This window comes from Streptomyces carpinensis, assembly GCF_002154505.1.
GTDB lineage: Bacteria > Actinomycetota > Actinomycetes > Streptomycetales > Streptomycetaceae > Streptomyces > Streptomyces carpinensis.
The window spans coordinates 1-16879 of sequence record NZ_MUBM01000116.1 but is presented as its reverse complement, the minus strand read 5'-3'; the positions used below and the strand labels follow the sequence as shown (position 1 = coordinate 16879).

The window sequence follows — 16879 nt, the reverse complement described above, 5'->3', positions numbered from 1 at the left end:
GTCCCTCGCACCCACCACGCCCTCGGGGGGAGGGAAGGAATCCAGGACGATGCCCGTGCCCGTACCGCGGCAGAGAGCGATCCCGGCCGTCGAGTGTGATCAGGTGCCGCCCGTGTCCCACGGCGGCGGCCCCTCCGCGGCACCGGCCCCGCACAGGGAAGCCCCGAAGCCGAAGGAACCGACGGTCGAGAAGGACAACCGCCACGGCGGCCACCCCAGCACCAACCTCACGCTGCTGCTGATCGAGGACGATCCCGGCGGCTCGACGATCGTGCCCGAGATGCTCGACGCCGCCGGGAAGCCGATCCGTGTCCGCACCGCCCGCAACCTCACCGAGGCGGGGCGGCTGCTGACCGACGACGTCCACTGCATCCTGCTGGACCTGGCACTGCCCGCACCCGGGCGGTCCGGCGCGTCCGGCTCCGGTGAGGACGACGAGCTGGCCGTGCTCAAGCACGTGCTGGAGCTCGCGCCCCGGCATGCCGTGCTGGCCCTCACCGCGTCCGGCGACGCCGAGCGCGGCGCTCAGGCGGTACGGGTCGGTGCCCAGGACTACCTGTTCCGCGACGAGCTGGACGGGCGCCTGCTGAGCCGGGCGATCCGCTACGCGGTGGAGCGCAAGCGCTCCGACACCGCCGAGCGACGGCTGGCCGAGGGCAGGCTGCGCGCGCAGGAGAACCGCCGCCTGGAGCGCGGTCTGCTGCCCACGCCCCTGCTGGACGGCTCGATGCTGCACTTCGCCGCCCGCTACCGTCCCGGCCGTTCCCGCGCGCTGCTCGGCGGCGACTTCTACGACGCCGTCCGCACCCCGGACGGCACCGTGCACGCCATGATCGGCGACGTCTGCGGGCACGGTCCCGACGAGGCGGCGCTCGGCGTGGAGCTTCGCATCGCCTGGCGGGCGCTGACCCTGGCGGGGCTGTGCGGCGACGAGCTGCTGAACACGCTGCAGCAGGTGCTGGAGCACGAGCGCGCCGACGACGAGATCTTCGCGACGCTGTGCACGGTGGACATCGCGCCCGACGGGCGCCGCGCGGGGCTGTGCCTGGCCGGCCACCCCTCCCCGCTGGTGGTCACCCCGGGCCGGCCGGCCCGGCTGCTGCCGTACGACAACAACGGCCCCGCCCTCGGTCTGCTGCCCGGCGCCCGCTGGCCCCGGACGCAGGTGGAGCTGGGCGCCGAGTGGAGTCTGATGCTCTACACCGACGGCCTGATCGAGGGCCGGATCGGCGCGGACGGCGAACGGCTGGGCCAGGACGGCATGCTGGAGATGGTCCGCCGTCAGCTGTCCCAGGGCCTGCGCCGCGAGGAGCTGCTGCGGGCCGCGGTGAACGAGGTCCGCGAGCTCAACGGCGGCGAGCTCACGGACGACGTCGCGGTGGTCCTCCTGGACCGCGAGCCGTAGGACCTCTCGCTCGGCTCACGCCGGGTTCGCGGGGCTTCCTGATCGGCCCGAGCCGGACGGAAGGCACCGGGCGTCCGCTGCCATGGGTGCGGCGGCCGGCTCACCGGCCGCCGTTGTAGGGCCCGTACGGGCCGTCACTGCTGCTGCCGCGCCGGCGGCCCCAGCCCCGGCCGCCGGAGACCTGCTTGAGCGCGGGCCGCACGTCGACGATGTAGACGATGCTCGCGACCGCGCCGATGGCCGGCAGGATCCTCAAGATCGAGAACAGGTAGCTCACGACGAGCGCCAGGCCGAGGATGATCAGCCAGAACACCTTGTTCTGCTTGTCGGCGGCGCGGAACGCGTCCTCCCGCCGGAACGCGGCGTCGACGAGCCCGAACGCGGCCAGGGCCATGAGGAGGATCTTCAGGATCCCCAGGAACCCCGCGAAGCCCAACATCAGCATGCTGCCCACCGCCCGTTCTCTCCGACTCCTACGCGGCCACCGTACCCGTAGAACGGGCCGGGCACCCCAAGGGTGCCCGGCCCGCAGACCTGCCGCCCGCACGGGCGGCGCGTGCCACTGTCCTCCCGGACCTACTTGGCGGGCGGCGTGGTCTTCCTGGCGGTGGTGGTCGTGGTCTTGCGCGCGACCGGAGTCTTCTTCGACGGGGCCTTCCTCGCCTCCGGGGCGGGCGCGGCGCTGTCCTCCGGGACGGCGGCCGCCCCGGTCCGGGGCTCCGCCTCGGGCTCGACGGCGACAGCGAGCTCCTCGACCTCCTCGGCGAGGTCCTCGATGCCCTCGGCGGCCTGGCCGCGCCAGGTCCTCACGGCCTGCTCGCCGTGCTCGGCGACCTTCTCGTAGGTCTCACGGGCCTTCACGGCGTACTCGGCGGCGACCCCGACCCCGCGCAGGGCGAGGTCCTGGGCGGTCTCGCCGAGCTTCTTCAGGTCGGCGTCGAGGTTGGTGCCGAACTTCTTCAGGTCGGTGTCGATCGAGTTCAGGAACCCGGTGACCTTGGTCTGGACGTTCTCCTGGGTCTCCCTGACGCGGGCGGTGGCCCGCTCCTGGACGGCCTTCGGGTCGGTGTTGCGCACGGCGTCGATACGGGCCGGGGCCTCGGCGCGCAGCTGGTCCACCAGGGCGGGCACCTTCTTGGCCTGCCGCAGGGCCAGGTCCGCGGTGCCCGCGGCGAAGTAGAGCGGCGTCGGGTCGCTGAGGGTCTTGCGCAGGTCGTCGGTGATGGCCATGGTGACTGATCCTCCCGGATCGCTTTCGGCTGAGGGTTTTGGTGTGCCGCGGTGGCCCGGCCGTGGGGCCGGCCGTCGGGGCCGTGGGATCAACCGGCCGCCGGCCGCGGATCGGCGTCACTGCCGCCGGACGTGCGGGGCGGGTGCTCTGCGGGGGCGGGACGGCCGCCGTCCGCCTCGGGGACGGCGGCGGGTCGTATGGTGCCGCCGCTGCCGTCGTCGGCCGCGTGGGTGTCGTGATCGTCGGTGCCGTCGCCGGCGTCGTCCGCCTTGCCGGCGCCGAAGCCGTTCTCCTTGCGGAAGGACTCGTAGATCTGCAGCAGCACCTGCTTCTGCCGCTCGTTGAGCGTGGGGTCGGCGAGGATGACGGCGCACGTCTCCACTTCGTCCCGGTCCCGCTCGGCGTCGAGGATGCCGGCCCGCACGTACAGCGTCTCGGCGGAGATCCGCAGCGCCTTGGCGACCTGCTGCAGCACCTCCGCGCTCGGCTTGCGCAGCCCGCGCTCGATCTGGCTCAGATACGGATTGGACACCCCGGCGGCGTCGGCGAGCTGCCGCAGCGACAGCTGCGCGTTGCGCCGCTGCTCGCGCAGGTACTCACCGAGATTGCCGACGTTGAGCGATGCCATACCCCCAACCTTGCACCACCATCGCTAACAATTGCAAGCACCCTGCTTGCAAGAGTGTGCGTGGGGGCCGCCGGACCGATCAGGAATGGAGAAGCGCCGGCCCCGAGGCCGCGCCTAGCGTGACTGCTGCCGCCCTACGGGGCGCTCGGAACCACGACTCAGGAGCGACCATGACCAGTTCTCCCACCCAGGGGATCAAGACCGTGCTGCACCCCGTCTCCGACCTGGCGAAGGCCAAGGACGTCTACGCCGCCCTGCTCGGCACCGAGCCGCAGACCGACGAGTCCTACTACGTCGGCTTCGAGGCCGCGGGCCAGCACATCGGCCTGGTGCCGGGTGGCGGCCCGCAGGGCATGGCCTCGCCGGTGACCTACTGGCACGTGCCGGACATCGAGGCGAAGCTGGCCGAGGTGACCGCCGCGGGTGCCACGGTGAAGGAGCCGGTGCACGACGTCGGCGGCGGCCGCCTGGTGGCCACCGTCACCGACCCCGACGGCAACGTCCTCGGACTGCTCCAGGACCGGTGAGTGCCGCCGTCGGCCGAGTGGTGCCGCCTTCTCCACCGACGGCGCCGTCCGCGAAATGAAGCAGACGTACCGCCCGAATCTGGTTGGATCGAGCGAGGCGATGCCGGCGCCGGACCGTGACGGCGGCCCTTCGGACGACGGCCCGCACGGGAGGCGGGGCGGCCCCACCGACAGCCGAGGCGGCCCCACTGACAGATGGAGACACCATGAGCATGGACACGAGGACGGACACGCTGCCGGCCGAGCCGCACGCGGCCGACAGCCACGATCTGATCCGCGTGCACGGCGCGCGCGAGAACAACCTCAAGAACGTCGACGTCGAGATCCCCAAGCGCCGGCTGACCGTGTTCACCGGCGTCTCCGGCTCGGGCAAGAGCTCCCTGGTGTTCGACACGATCGCCGTGGAGTCGCAGCGGCTGATCAACGAGACCTACAGCGCCTTCGTGCAGGGCTTCATGCCGACGCTGGCGCGACCCGAGGTCGACGTGCTCGACGGGCTGACGACCGCGATCATCGTCGACCAGCAGCGGATGGGCGCCGACCCCCGCTCCACGGTCGGCACCGCCACCGACGCCAACGCCATGCTGCGCATCCTCTTCAGCCGGCTCGGGCAGCCGCACATCGGCTCGCCCAACGCGTTCTCCTTCAACGTCCCCTCGGTCCGGGCGAGCGGCGCCATCACGGTCGAGCGCGGTGCCGCCAAGGCGGAGAAGGTGTCCTTCACCCGCACCGGCGGCATGTGCCCGCGCTGCGAGGGCCGGGGCACGGTCTCCGAGATCGACCTCACCCAGCTCTTCGACGAGAACAAGTCGCTCACCGAGGGCGCGCTCACCGTCCCCGGCTACAAGCCGGGCGGCTGGAACTACCGGCTCTACGGCTCGTCGGGCTTCTTCGACCCGGACAAGCCGATCCGCGCGTACACGAAGCAGGAGCTGCACGACTTCCTCCACCGCGAGCCGACGCGGATGAAGATCGAGGGCATCAACATGACCTACGAGGGGCTGATCCCCCGGGTCCAGAAGTCGATGCTCGCCAAGGACCGGGAGGGGATGCAGCCGCACATCCGGGAGTTCGTGGACCGGGCGGTCACGTTCACCGCCTGCCCCGAGTGCGGCGGCACCCGGCTCAGCGAGGCGGCCCGGTCCTCGAAGATCAAGGGCATGAGCATCGCCGACGCCTGCGCGATGCAGATCAGCGACCTGGCCGACTGGGTGCGCGGCCTCGACGAGCCGTCGGTGGCGCCGCTGCTCGCCAAGCTCCGGCACGCGCTGGACTCGTTCGTGGAGATCGGCCTCGGCTACCTCTCGCTCGACCGGCCATCGGGCACGCTGTCGGGCGGCGAGGCGCAGCGCGTCAAGATGGTCCGCCACCTCGGCTCCTCGCTCACCGACGTCACCTACGTCTTCGACGAGCCGACCACGGGCCTGCACCCGCATGACATCCAGCGGATGAACGACCTGCTGCTGCGGCTGCGGGACAAGGGCAACACGGTGCTCGTGGTGGAGCACAAGCCCGAGGTGATAGCGATCGCCGACCACGTCGTCGACCTCGGCCCCGGCGCCGGTACGGCGGGCGGCACCGTCTGCTACGAGGGCACCGTCGAGGGGCTGCGGACCGGCGGCACCATCACCGGCCGCCACTTCGACGACCGGGCCGCCCTGAAGAAGACGGTGCGCAAGCCCACCGGCACGCTTGCCATCCGCGGCGCGACGACGCACAACCTCCAGGGCGTGGACGTCGACATCCCGCTCGGGGTGCTGTGTGTGGTCACCGGCGTGGCGGGCTCCGGCAAGAGCTCGCTCATCCACGGCTCCATCCCCGCCTCCGAGGGCGTGGTGTCGGTCGACCAGACGCCGATCCGCGGCTCGCGCCGCAGCAACCCGGCGACGTACACCGGGCTGCTCGACCCGATCCGCAAGGCCTTCGCCAAGGCCAACGGCGTGAAGCCCGCCCTGTTCAGCGCCAACTCCGAGGGCGCCTGCCCCAACTGCAACGGCGCCGGCGTCGTCTTCACCGACCTGGCGATGATGGCCGGCGTCGCCAGCACCTGCGAGGAGTGCGAGGGGAAGCGGTTCGAGGCGTCGGTGCTGGAGTACCACCTCGGCGGGCGCGACATCAGCGAGGTGCTCGCGATGTCGGTGACCGAGGCCGAGGAGTTCTTCGCCGACGGCGAGGCGCGCACGCCGGCCGCGCACCGCATCCTCGGCCGGCTCGCCGACGTGGGCCTCGGCTACCTCACCCTCGGCCAGCCGCTCACCACGCTGTCCGGCGGCGAGCGGCAGCGGCTCAAGCTGGCCACCCACATGGCCGACAAGGGCGGCGTCTACGTCCTCGACGAGCCGACCACCGGCCTGCACCTCGCCGATGTGGAACAGCTGCTCGGGCTGCTCGACCGGCTCGTCGACTCCGGCAAGTCGGTCATCGTCATCGAGCACCACCAGGCGGTCATGGCGCACGCCGACTGGATCGTCGACCTCGGTCCCGGCGCCGGCCACGACGGCGGCCGGATCGTCTTCGAGGGCACCCCCACCGACCTCGTCACCACCCGCACCACCCTCACCGGCGAACACCTCGCGACGTACGTGGGGGCGTGACCGTGCCGGACCGCGTCGGTACGTGACCGGGGCCGGCCTACGTCGGCGCCGGACCGGCGCAGCCCGCGGTCGGCGCGTGACGGGGACCGGCCTGCGTCGCGATCGACCAGGCCGGCCTCCGTCAGCGCCTGACCGGGCCGGCCTACGTCAACGCCCGACCACGCCGACCCACGTCACGCTGACCGAGACCGACCTGCATCACGCCCGACCGGGCAGACCTACGTCGCCACCCGACCGGAGCCAGCCCACGTCACGCCCGACCAAGCCGGCTTCCGTCAGCGCCCGACCAAGCCGACCCACGTCACGCTGACCGAGACCGACCTGCATCACGCCCGACCGGGCAGACCTACGTCGCCGCCCGACCGGGGCCAGCCCACGTCACGCCCGACCAAGCCGGCTTCCGTCAACGCCCGACCGGGCCGGCCTACCCCACGCCCGACCGAGACCGACCTGCATCACGCCCGACCGGGCAGACCTACGTCGCCACCCGACCGGAGCCAGCCCACATCACGTCAACGCCCGACCGGGCCGGCCTACCCCACGCCCGACCAAGCCGGCTTCCGTCAACGCCCCACGGGGCCAGCTACCTCACGCCCGACCGAGACCGACCTGCATCACGCCCGACTGGGCAGACCTACGTCGCCGCCCGACCGGAGCCAGCCCACGTCACGCCCGACCAAGCCGGACTGCGTCGGCGCCCGGCCGGAGCGGGCCTGCATCGCGCCGGCCGAGGCGGGCTGCATCACACCTGGCCAGGGCCTTCGCGGGCACCGGCCGTGGCTTTCGCGGACCGGGTTCGAGGTCCGGTTGCTCAGGCTTCGAACCCCTGCTCCCCGAGGATTCTGTCGATGCGTGCCCGGTGGGCCGTCTCCCAGTCGTCCAGGGTCTGGGCCGCCTCCTTGACGAGCTGCGCGTGCGCCGCCGTCAGGATCTCGTCGGCGCGGGCGGCCGGGACCGTCACCACGCCCTCCTCGTCGGCCACCACGACGTCCCCGGCGTCGACCTGTACCCCACCGCAGCGCACCCGCTCGTTCAGCGGGAGTGCGACCGACTTGACGCCGGGGATCGGGATGACGCCCCGGGCGAAGACCGGGAAGCCCAGCGCGCGCACCTCGGCGAGGTCGCGGATCAGGCCGTCGGCGACGAAGGCGGCGACACCCCTGCGCTGGGCCACAGCACACACGTTGCCGCCGGCCAGCGCGTAGTCCAGGTCGCCGGACTCCACGACGATCACCGAGCCGGGTGCGGCGCGGTGGATGGCGGCGTGCAGCATGAGGTTGTCCCCGGGCGGGCAGCGCACGGTGAACGCCGGGCCCGCCACGCGCGGGACCGGCTGCCACAGCGGGCGGATCCCGATGTCCATGACGTGCTCGCGCCCGAGCAGGTCGGCCAGGGTGGTGGTGGGGATGTCCCGGAAGGCGGCGACGACGGCGGAGTCGGTCATGTCCACGACCCTAACGTCAAAGGTCGCCCCGGCCGGCTGCGTACGTCACGGCACCACGGAGCAGTCGCCGACTCGGCCGACGGTCAGGGGGCAGGCCGCTGCCTCCACGGCGGAATCCTCGCGAGGGTCCACAGGTCGTCGAAGTGCTTGTTCCACGTGGAAACGGCCGCCTCCGCGGCAGCCGTTCCCTCTCTGGACCAGACGTTGAGATCCGTTCTGAACCCCTTGGGGTCGTAGAACTCCGGCCCCATGTGCTCCAGGCGCATCCGCACGGACAGGTCGTACAGGCCGTGCAGGACCTGCTGCCGGTTGAAGATGCAGACCTTGTCCCGCGGAATGCCCTGGTAGAGGCGGTACTCGCACTCCACGGCCACCCTGCTGTTCGCCGTGAGTCGTTCCGCCAGCTCGGACAGGATGCTGTCGTACTCGCGGCAGCGGCCCTCCATGCGCATGCGGAATTCGGGGTCGTCGACCGGGCTGTCGTCCGTGCCGACCCGGGACGGGACCGTCATCGGCAACCCGAAGTCGGGGACCAGCATGCGGATGGTGACCCGCCGGGTCGGGCCCGGGTTGTCGAACAGGTCCTCCAGGCGGTGGTACAGGGCGTTGTAGAGCGTCTCGCCCGTGTAGCCGAGGAAACTGATCTCCACCTTGCGGGCCTGGAACGACTCGCCGACGAACGTGCCCTGCTCACTGGAGTTCACCAGCACCCGGGCGGGCACCCGGACCGACGCGCTCAGCTCCTTCACCTGGTCGTAGAGGACGTAACCGACCAGACTGAGCAGCGCGCCGCCGAGGAAGGCCTTGCCCTCCAGGGCGTCTCCCACCGGCTTGACGAACTGGGCGAGCAGACCGGTGGCGAAGATACCGAGGAGCAGGGCCCGGGTGACCAGGGGTTCGAAGCGCTCCTGAAAGCGCCGGAGTCTGCGCGCCATGCCCCCGTCGGCCGGTGCCCTGGTGCCTTCCGCCATGCACGCCCCCGCCCCCTCCCGGCGCCTGTCAGGGCGTCATGCTCCCCCGGGCAGAACGCGTTTACTGTTGTGCCATGGTCCCCCTACGCCAGGGCGCGGGCAAGATAGGGGTTCGCCGTGGAACGGACCTTCAGCCCCAGGGAGCCGGTGGCCGCCGCGAGGGTCATCGCGTACGAGTCGATGGCCCTGCGCACGTTGGGGGCGTCCAGGCTGGCGCCGGTCACCAGGCGGTCCAGGTCCACATAGGCGGACCGCACCGTCTCGATCCACCGGTACACGCGCCAGTCCTGCCGCCAGTCGGCCGTGTACTCGGCAGGCAGGCCGCGCTCCCAGCGCCGGAACATGCGCTCGCGGATCTCCGGGCGGGTCGGGGTGAGGTGCATGTGCCGGACCAGGTCGTACAGCGGGTCGCCGATGAGGGCCATCTCCCAGTCGATGATGGTCAGGGCCCGGGCGTCGTCGCGCCGTACCAGGTTCCACGGGTTGAGGTCGCCGTGCAGCAGCGCCGGCCGGCGCGGGCTCACCCAGTAGCGCTCGAGGATCTGCCCGAGCCGGGTGGCGTCGGGGAGTCCGAGGAGCCGGGCCAGCTGCTGCGACTCCTTCGGCAGGTTCCCCACGAGGATCACCAGCTGGTCGCAGAGCCAGGTGAAGAAGGTCTCCTCGCCCGCCACCGGGTCCAGCGCACTGTAGTCCACGCCGGTCAGGGCGCAGAGCTGGTCGACGAGCCCGTCCGCCTCGTGGGGCAGCAGGCCGTGCACCGGATGGCTGGGCGGGCGGTCGGTGTCCTCGGGACCCACGTAGGTGTGGATGGCGTACGGCTCGTCCCGGTGGCTGCGGCCCAGGGCGAGCACCCGCGGCGCCGCCACAGGGGCCCCGGACCGCTCGATGGCCCACAGCACGGCGTGCTCGCTGAGGAAGCTCGGTTCGCGCCGGCAGATGTCGGCCACTCGGCGGCGCACCACGACCGGATGGTCGACGTCTGGCACCCGCACCACCGAGTTCAGGTGCGCGGTGCCCTTGAACACGCGGCTGGCCGGTGCCATCCCCTCGGCGACCAGCGCGTGCTCGACGGCGGATGCGGGGAAGTCGGAGCGCTCGGAAAGCCGGCGGTCCCAGGACCACGGGATCGTCGCGCCGGCCCGGCCCGGGCCGCCCCGCACCGCCGTCCGGGAGGCCCGCCAGCGGAAGAGTGCGCGTTCCACCTCCGCCGTGTCCGGCACGTTTCTGAGGCCGAGCGGTTCGGCCGCCGCCTCCAGCGCCCGGCGCACGGAGGCCGTCGCCTCGTCCAGGCTCTTCTGGTCGGGTGTGTCCTCCAGGGCCTCCACGGCCCGCATCACGTCCGGGTAGACGGACTGCGCCCGCTCGAAGGCGACGTAGTGCCGCAGGTCCTTGGCCAGGCCGTTGACGGCCGCGGGGCGGATGCGGTCCATGGCCCGCGCCCAGGCGTCGATCACCTCGCCCCACTGGTGGCCGGGGTAGCGCATCCGGACCAGGTGCGTCGCGAGATCGTGCAGGGGGTCGCCGTAGCTCGCCAGCTCCCAGTCGACGCAGATGAGGGGCGGGTCGCCGCCGTAGGACATGATCAGATTGTCGCGGTGCAGATCGGCGTGGAGCAGGCTGTAGGGCCGCCGGGCCATGGCCGGTACCCGTTCCGCCAGCTGGACCAGGGCGTCCTCCGGGATGCCCAACGCGGCGAACAGTCCACCAAAAGCCTGCCAATTGGGCTGCCGGATCTGTCGATCCGCACGGTGGGCGAGGGTCTGCAGAAAGCCCTGGCTGTCCTTGTCGTTGCGCGGCCACTCCGGTGGCAGCGGGGGCAGCGCCTCCCGGCGGACCTGGGTCATCCGCGCGAGCAGTTCCGCCAGGGCCCTGACGAGCAGGGTGTCGACCGGCTTTCCGTTCGCGCACACGCTGGAGAGAGGCACGCCCTCGACGTAGCTGTGGATGGCGAAGGAGTCCCGCTTGACCAGGCACTCCGGAACATTGGGCAGCACGCCCCGGATCGAGTCCAGGATCACCGACTCGTCCGGCCAGGTCCTGATCACCACGGGCAGGGCCTCGGCGCGGCGGATCCGGACGGTCACCGAGGTGCCGGCCTCCCGGCGCAGCAGCCGTGCCATGTGTTCCGTCAGGGGCAGCACGTAGTTCTGGTTGTGGTGCCCGCTGCTCGCCTGGCCCAGCTCCGCCGCGAGCCGTACGAACTCCTGTACGTCGCGGGCGGCACGCTCCCCGAGCGAGGGACGGGGAGGAGGAGGTGCGCCCACGGCCGCTCCAAGTGCTCACGCGAGAATCACAGTATGACAAAACGTACGACAATGCTCATATCAGGCACGAATGGAGCGCGCTCCGTGTCGGCACAACGGGTGGTGTGCCCATGCCTGCGCCTGCGGTTCGCTGCGCAGATTCGAGGTCGCCTTGCACACCACCTCGTGCGAGCCATACGTGCCGTGCGGAGCTGTTGCTCATGCGGTGCGGGCATGGTACAGCACGCCCCTGGAGCCACCGGCCACTTCCGCTACTCGGACAGCAGGGTCCAGACGGAGTCGAACCAGGCCTGCATGGAGGTGGCGAAGACGGACCCCGGCGAGTCGGGGTCCGCGTCGCGCACATGGTGGGTGAGGGTGGCGCCGAGGCCCAGCACGTCGAGCGCCCTTATCTCCTCGCCGCTCTCCAGGACCACCGGGCGCTCGGTCACCTCGTAGGGTCCGAAGAGGACTTCCGCCTCGTTGATGACGTACAGCTTGAAGGCCGGCGTCAGCGGTGTGTGCCGGATCTGCACGTCGACGTCGGGCACCAGGTTCTCGGCCCTCAGTTCGGCCAGCACACCCCTCAGCGACCCGGTGTGCCGCCGCGTGATGGCGTGCAGACGGTTGCGCAGCAGGTCGGCGTCCTTGTCGTCCATGGCCCTGGGGTACGGCAGCGGCAGCGAGGTCGGCGGCAGGAGCATGCGCAGGGCGATGCGCCGGGGCCGGATGAAGCCGCCCCTGATCCGTTCCGCCTGGAGCCGGATGTGCGCGTCCAGCGACTCCGACGTCAGCGTGTAGACGTCCAGGGTCACTTCGGGCTGCTCGAAGGCCTCGCTGATGAGGGGGGCGAGCGACACTCCCCGGTGTGACCGGGTGGCCTTGGCCGACGATGACTGTATGCGCTGGTTCTTGAGGACGCGTGAGCCGCTGCCCTGCCGGGACTCGATCCAGCCCTCGTTGCTCAGCTCCCGCAGCACCCGCTGCACGGTGTCCCGGGAGACCCCGAACTCCTCCGCCAGATCACGCTGGGAGGGCAGGAAAGAGCGCCGCGGGTACGTTCCGTCGGCCATCCGGGACCGCAGTTCCTCGGACACCCTGCGGAACGCCCGGCCGCCGCCGTCGCCGGTGCGTTCTTCGTTCACGACTGGACCGTACCGCCGACAGTCCACCGGCAAACGGATTTCCGGCCCTCGCGTCAGTCCGGTCGGCGCGATGGCTGCCGCGTGTCGGACTCATTGGAAGGGGTTAACCGATCAGTCGCACAGGGGACAACCACTTCACGACAACCAGTCCAATTGGCCTACTGGATGGCCGAATTGCTGCACTGGAAGGGTGGGTGGGGAACATGGTCCTGTGGCAGCTCCTCCGGATCGCCGGAGAGTTCCTGCTGACGCGCGAGGCCCAGGCGAGGCTGGGCCTCGCTGGGCCGGCCCTGCTGGTCGCGGTCACCGTGGGCGTACGGGTCCGCCGGACCGGGCTCGCCGTCGGCGCGGCCGTGGTGTTCACGCTGCTGATGACTCAGGCCTGACCCCGCAGGATGCGCAGCACGGGCTCCAGCGAGCCCACGACCACGGTGGCGCCCGCCTCCCGCAGCAGCTTCTCCTTGCGCGCGTTGCGCGCGTAGCCGAGGAAGGGGACGCCGGCCCGCAGCGAGGCCTCGTGGTCCGAGGGAGTGTCGCCGATCATCAGGGCCTCCCCCGGAGCCGCGCCCGTGGCACTCAGGGCCCGGTTCAGGCAGTGCGGGTCCGGCTTGAGGTGGTGCAGGTCCTGGGTGCGGCCGTAGACGTGGGGGGCGAAGCAGTCGGTCAGGCCCCTGCTTTCGAGGTACGCGCGGACCACGAGCGGCGAGTTGTTGGTGGCTATGGCCAGCCGGGGCCCCAGCGTCACCCAGGTGCGGATGAGCGGGTCGGCGTACGGCGTGGGCCAGGCGGAGGCGGCGGCGCGCAGTTCCTCCTGGGTCAGGTGTGCCTCCAGCTCCTCGACCAGGTCGCTGCCGGGATGGCGGCGGTCCACGGCGCGCAGGACGACGTGGGGGTCCAGCGACTCGCGTTCGCTCTCGGTCAGCAGGCCGTGCAGGCCCCGGCCCTCCAGCCACCGCACCAGACCGGTCGCCACCAGCTCCGAGGAGTGCCCGGCGAACAGACGGCAGATCGGGCCGTCGAAGTCCCAGAGCACGGCCCGCGCACGGGTGACCAGTTCCCGCAGTTTCTCGTTCTCGGTCGTCTCTGCCACCGAATCGGTCTGCGTCGTATCAGAAGTCACTAGGAGAGTGTCAGGTCCGTCGTGATGGTTTCCCAGAGGGCGTCGAACCACTTCTGCGATTCCGTCACGAACGCGGAGTCGCGCTGACCGGCCCGCTTGACGAAGGAGAACAGCAGCGACGCCGAGCCCAGGGCGTCGTACATGTCCAGGGTCTCGTCGCCCCAGTCCTCCTCGCGCCGGGTGAGGGTGTAGTAGCCGATCAGCGCCTCGTCACCGTTGAGCAGGTACAGCTTGACCGGCGGGGTGAAGGGCAGGGCGCGGAAGGCCACGTGGACGTCGATGCCATGGGTGGCGCGCAGGGACTGCAGGTTGTGCCTGAGCACGTGCCCCTGGGCGTTGCGCATCTCCAGCCAGCGCTGATGCACCACGTCGTCCTCGGGGCCGCCCTCCACGGGAACCGGGAAGGCGAGGGAGATGTGCTTGGACGGCACCAGGATGCGGACGTCGATCGTGTCGGGGCGCATCCTGCCCTCGTGGATCAGCCGGAGCGGCTCGCCGATGGCCACCATCAGCGTCTCCGCCGTGTGACACACGACGTCGATGCGCACGCGCCGGGCCGCGAACGCCTCCGTCAGCCTGGGCGCGAGTCCCACCATCGTCGGCTGGGGCTCCTCGCGCACGGGGGTGGCCTCGGCGATCCTCGGCGGGCTGCCCTTGCTCACGTTGGTGAGCAGGCCGTCCTCCTGGAGCGCCCGCAGGGCCTGGCGCACGGCACCGCGCTCCACGCCGAACTCCGCGGCGAGCTCCGCCTGGGTGGGCAGGCGGTCGCCCGGCTTGAGCTCACCGGTACGGATCCTGTCCCGCAGGACCTCGGCGATCTCCTGGGCGGAGCATCTGCGGCTGCCGTTCACGGCCACGTTCTCCTGGGTCACGACCAAACGCTACAACCCTGACCTACCTGGCGGCAGTTGTTTGAAACTTGTTTATGAGTGGTCACCAAGTGGGGACAACTATAGAGGAGTTGGTTACCAACTTGGATGAGTTGGCGGAAGTTATGTCTCCTTTTCTCCGGTGACCGCACCTCCCGCACCACCAGCTCCGCGCCATCACAGCACCAGCAGCACCACCTCCGCACCCCCCACTCCCATCCCGCCCAGGAAATCCGAAGGGGGAACGCCGTGCCTGCTCTCGCTCTTCTGTCCGCCGTCTTCGTCATCGGCTTCGAGCAGATCGTCCAGGTGAAGTACGGCGCGACGGGCATCGTCGGCCTGCTGCTTCTCACCGTCGGCATCAAGGCCAAGAGCCCGGCCGTCAGCTCCGCCGGTGCGGTGGTGCTGGCGATGCTGGTCGCCGGACCCGCCCTGTGAACGGCCGAAGGCCGCATACCGTCACATCCCGTGGGGACGTCAGTTCGTCAGCACCAGCTCCGAACTGATCGTCTCCCACAGTGCGTTGAACCACACGTGCGACTGCTCGACGAAGGTCGTGTCGCGCAGGCCCGCACCCTCCACGAAGGAGAACAGCATCGACTGGGAGCCCTCCGCGTCGTACAGCTGGAGGTGCTCGTGGTCGATCTCCTCCTCGCGCTGCCGCACGGTGTAGTACGCGAACAGCGCCTCGGTCGCGTTGAGCAGGTACAGCTTGACCGGCGGGGTGAACGGCAGGGCCCGGAAGGTGACGTGCACGTCGATACCGTGCGTGGCGCGCAGGGCGAGCAGGCTGTGTTTGAGGACCCGGCCCTGGGCGTTGCGCTGGGCCAGCCACCGCCCGCGCAGCCGGCCCTCGGCGGCGGAGTCCACCGGCGCCGGGAAGGCGAGGTGGATGTCCCGGCTGGGCAGCAGCACGCGCACGTCGACCTTGGCCGGTTTCAGTCGCCCGGCGTGGATCTGACGCAGCGGTTCGCCGATGGCGAGAGTGAGCGAGATCGACGTCAGGCAGAGGGCGTCGATCTCCACGTGGGAGGCCTCGAAGGCGGCGGCGATCCGGGGCGCGAGGGCGGCCGTGGTGGGCAGCGGAGGGGCTGCGGGGCCGGTCAGGGCGCGTCGCGGGTCGAGAGCGACCGTCGCGGGGCTGCCCTGGGACGCGTTGCTGAGCAGGCTCTCCGAGCGCAGGATGCGCAGGGCCTGCCGTACGGCTGTGCGCTCCACACCGAATTCGGCGGCCAGTTCGGCCTGCGTGGGCAGGCGCTGGCCCGGCTGCAGCACACCGGTCCTGATCCGCTGCCGCAGTTCGTCGGCCACCTCGCGGTGTGACGTGTGTGGCCGTTGTGCCCTCTTCCGCTCAGTGGCGGAGGCGTGTTCCGGGTCCACGGTCGAACACTACAACTTCCCGCCATCTTTAGACAGTTCACGGAAAGGTGGTTATGAGCCGCTTCCAGGCGGAGATAAGACAAGTGAAGTTGGTGGCCAACTTGAGCGACATGGTTCAACCAACCAAAGGTTGGCCACCAGGGTGACAGTCGGGGAACGTCGGACCGAGCTCCCTTCCGGAGGGGAGCCGGGAGCCCGGTCGGCACCGCACAGCCAACTCGACAGCCGGAACGCACAGCCACAACCGAAGACCGTCCGCACAGCCACAACCGCACATGGGCACAGCCACAACTGAACACCGTCGGCACAGCCACAACTGAACAGCCAAGCTACGGATGCGTCACCCCTTTCACTGTCACCGGCAGGAAGGAGCGTTCAGAACACGTCCGGGCACCACGGTCGCCTGGACGTACGCAGCAGGGCGTCGGCCACCAGGGCGGCGCCCGCTCGTTCTTCCCGGAGCCGGCCGAGGGCCGCGAGCCGCACCGCCGACTCGTCGCCGAGCCACAGGGCCGCCAACTCCCCCACGTCCAGCGTCAGATCGGCGCTCCTCGTCGTCGGCGTGCAGGACGCCCCGGCGGGCGAGGCCTCCAGCCGCCACCGCCCGCCGGCCAGACCGGCCCGGTCGGCGACCTCCAGCACCAGCGCGCCCGTCCCCTCGTACGTCCGCGCCTCCAGCGCCCGTACGACGTCCAGGATCCGCACCCACAGCCAGTCCGCCTGCGTGGTGATCGAGGCCGCGCGCGGGTTCGGCAGGACGAGGGGGAGCAGATCGTCCGGGGCCCGCCGGCCGCTCCTGACCTTCACCACCCAGTCGATCGAGCACACGTGCAGCCACAGCGCGCGCTCGGCGGCCGGGGTCACCGCGACGAGGCCCTTGACGGTGGCCGTGTTCAGCGGCTGCTTGGCGTCGGACCAGGTGCCGTCGCACACGTATGCCGACAGCCCCTCGACCGTGCCGTCCGCCGCGCGGTACACGGCGTAGAAGGGCTCGGTCCACGACTCGCGGTCCAGGCGCCGCGCGCCGGTGCTGACCTGCCACCAGCGCTCGGAGCGGTCGATCGCGCCGGGCTGGGCGCGGCGCAGCCGCTCGTGCAGCTCGGGGCCGAGCTTGCGTACCTCGTCGCCGTCCACGAGGTCGATGCGTCCGCCGTCCTCCGGGCCCGACCAGCGCGGGTCGAGACCGGCCCGGGGCACGTCGATCGTCCACTCGGTGGTCCAGGTGGCCGGGCCGAAGCCGTAGCGGCCGTAGATCGGGTACTCGGCGGCGATCAGGGTGGCGACGACGTCGCCGCGCTCCTTCGCCGCCGCGAGATCGTGCG

16 protein-coding genes are annotated in these 16879 nt (G+C 71.1%); 5 read left to right on the top strand and 11 right to left on the bottom strand.

All coding sequences use genetic code 11. From position 1 onward, the window contains the following. Positions 1–49: 49 nt before the first annotated feature. On the top strand, positions 50–1405 hold the full coding sequence (locus BZY54_RS16945; RefSeq protein WP_086726029.1) for a PP2C family protein-serine/threonine phosphatase: 1356 nt from the start codon (positions 50–52) through the stop codon (positions 1403–1405). A gap of 100 nt (positions 1406–1505) precedes the next feature. Here BZY54_RS16945 and BZY54_RS16940 read toward each other — a convergent pair whose 3' ends face one another. The 3 genes from BZY54_RS16940 to BZY54_RS16930 form a co-directional block, all read right to left on the bottom strand. After that, the gene (locus tag BZY54_RS16940) at positions 1506–1850 is read right to left on the bottom strand and encodes a DUF2516 family protein (protein WP_244217196.1); all 345 of its coding nucleotides are present in this window, start codon (positions 1848–1850) and stop codon (positions 1506–1508) included. 131 nt (positions 1851–1981) lie between these two features. Continuing rightward, entirely contained in the window at positions 1982–2635 is a 654-nt protein-coding gene (locus BZY54_RS16935; protein WP_086726027.1) for a hypothetical protein, read from the bottom strand. Positions 2636–2724: 89 nt separating this feature from the next. After that, a complete protein-coding gene (locus BZY54_RS16930) occupies positions 2725–3264 on the bottom strand; it encodes a helix-turn-helix domain-containing protein (protein WP_086726026.1) in 540 nt (179 codons plus the stop codon). Positions 3265–3434: 170 nt separating this feature from the next. Between BZY54_RS16930 and BZY54_RS16925 the strand changes: the two genes are divergently transcribed. Both BZY54_RS16925 and BZY54_RS16920 read left to right on the top strand, forming a co-directional pair. Beyond that, positions 3435–3791 (top strand): VOC family protein, encoded by a 357-nt coding sequence (locus BZY54_RS16925; protein ID WP_086726025.1) that lies wholly within the window; start codon positions 3435–3437, stop codon positions 3789–3791. A 206-nt stretch (positions 3792–3997) separates the two neighbouring features. Then, positions 3998–6385 carry an ATP-binding cassette domain-containing protein gene (locus BZY54_RS16920; RefSeq protein WP_086726024.1) on the top strand — a complete coding sequence of 796 codons (2388 nt, stop codon included), beginning with the start codon at positions 3998–4000 and terminating at the stop codon, positions 6383–6385. Between the two features lie 811 nt (positions 6386–7196). On the opposite strand, the gene BZY54_RS16915 is transcribed toward BZY54_RS16920, so the two are convergent. The 4 genes from BZY54_RS16915 to BZY54_RS16900 all read right to left on the bottom strand — a co-directional run bounded on the left by BZY54_RS16915 (position 7197) and on the right by BZY54_RS16900 (position 12188). Continuing rightward, positions 7197–7829: an RraA family protein gene (locus tag BZY54_RS16915; RefSeq protein ID WP_086726023.1), complete on the bottom strand. Its 633-nt coding sequence runs from the start codon at positions 7827–7829 to the stop codon at positions 7197–7199. Between the two features lie 83 nt (positions 7830–7912). Next, positions 7913–8800, bottom strand: coding sequence for a hypothetical protein (locus BZY54_RS16910; RefSeq protein ID WP_086726022.1), 888 nt, complete (start codon positions 8798–8800; stop codon positions 7913–7915). Positions 8801–8883: 83 nt separating this feature from the next. Next, complete coding sequence (locus tag BZY54_RS16905) at positions 8884–11064, bottom strand: aminoglycoside phosphotransferase family protein (RefSeq protein WP_086726021.1); 2181 nt, start codon at positions 11062–11064, stop codon at positions 8884–8886. Between the two features lie 251 nt (positions 11065–11315). Beyond that, positions 11316–12188 (bottom strand): winged helix-turn-helix domain-containing protein, encoded by an 873-nt coding sequence (locus BZY54_RS16900; RefSeq protein ID WP_086726020.1) that lies wholly within the window; start codon positions 12186–12188, stop codon positions 11316–11318. A gap of 203 nt (positions 12189–12391) precedes the next feature. Here BZY54_RS16900 and BZY54_RS16895 point away from each other — a divergent pair, with 203 nt between their 5' ends. Beyond that, entirely contained in the window at positions 12392–12574 is a 183-nt protein-coding gene (locus tag BZY54_RS16895) for a hypothetical protein (protein WP_086726030.1), read from the top strand. On the opposite strand, the gene BZY54_RS16890 is transcribed toward BZY54_RS16895, so the two are convergent. Both BZY54_RS16890 and BZY54_RS16885 read right to left on the bottom strand, forming a co-directional pair. Then, positions 12565–13308 (bottom strand): HAD family hydrolase, encoded by a 744-nt coding sequence (locus BZY54_RS16890; protein WP_244217195.1) that lies wholly within the window; start codon positions 13306–13308, stop codon positions 12565–12567. The genes BZY54_RS16895 and BZY54_RS16890 overlap by 10 nt on opposite strands. After that, complete coding sequence (locus BZY54_RS16885) at positions 13308–14186, bottom strand: GntR family transcriptional regulator (RefSeq protein WP_086726018.1); 879 nt, start codon at positions 14184–14186, stop codon at positions 13308–13310. Before BZY54_RS16885 ends, BZY54_RS16890 begins: the two co-directional genes overlap by 1 nt. Positions 14187–14426: 240 nt before the next feature. Here BZY54_RS16885 and BZY54_RS16880 point away from each other — a divergent pair, with 240 nt between their 5' ends. After that, positions 14427–14615, top strand: a complete 189-nt coding sequence (locus BZY54_RS16880; RefSeq protein ID WP_086726017.1) for a hypothetical protein — start codon at positions 14427–14429, stop codon at positions 14613–14615. A 39-nt stretch (positions 14616–14654) separates the two neighbouring features. On the opposite strand, the gene BZY54_RS16875 is transcribed toward BZY54_RS16880, so the two are convergent. Then, positions 14655–15488 carry a winged helix-turn-helix domain-containing protein gene (locus BZY54_RS16875; RefSeq protein WP_244217194.1) on the bottom strand — a complete coding sequence of 278 codons (834 nt, stop codon included), beginning with the start codon at positions 15486–15488 and terminating at the stop codon, positions 14655–14657. A 444-nt stretch (positions 15489–15932) separates the two neighbouring features. Beyond that, positions 15933–16879, bottom strand: a 947-nt coding sequence (locus BZY54_RS16870) for a sterol carrier protein domain-containing protein (protein ID WP_107419738.1), incomplete at its 5' end; no start/stop codon positions are given.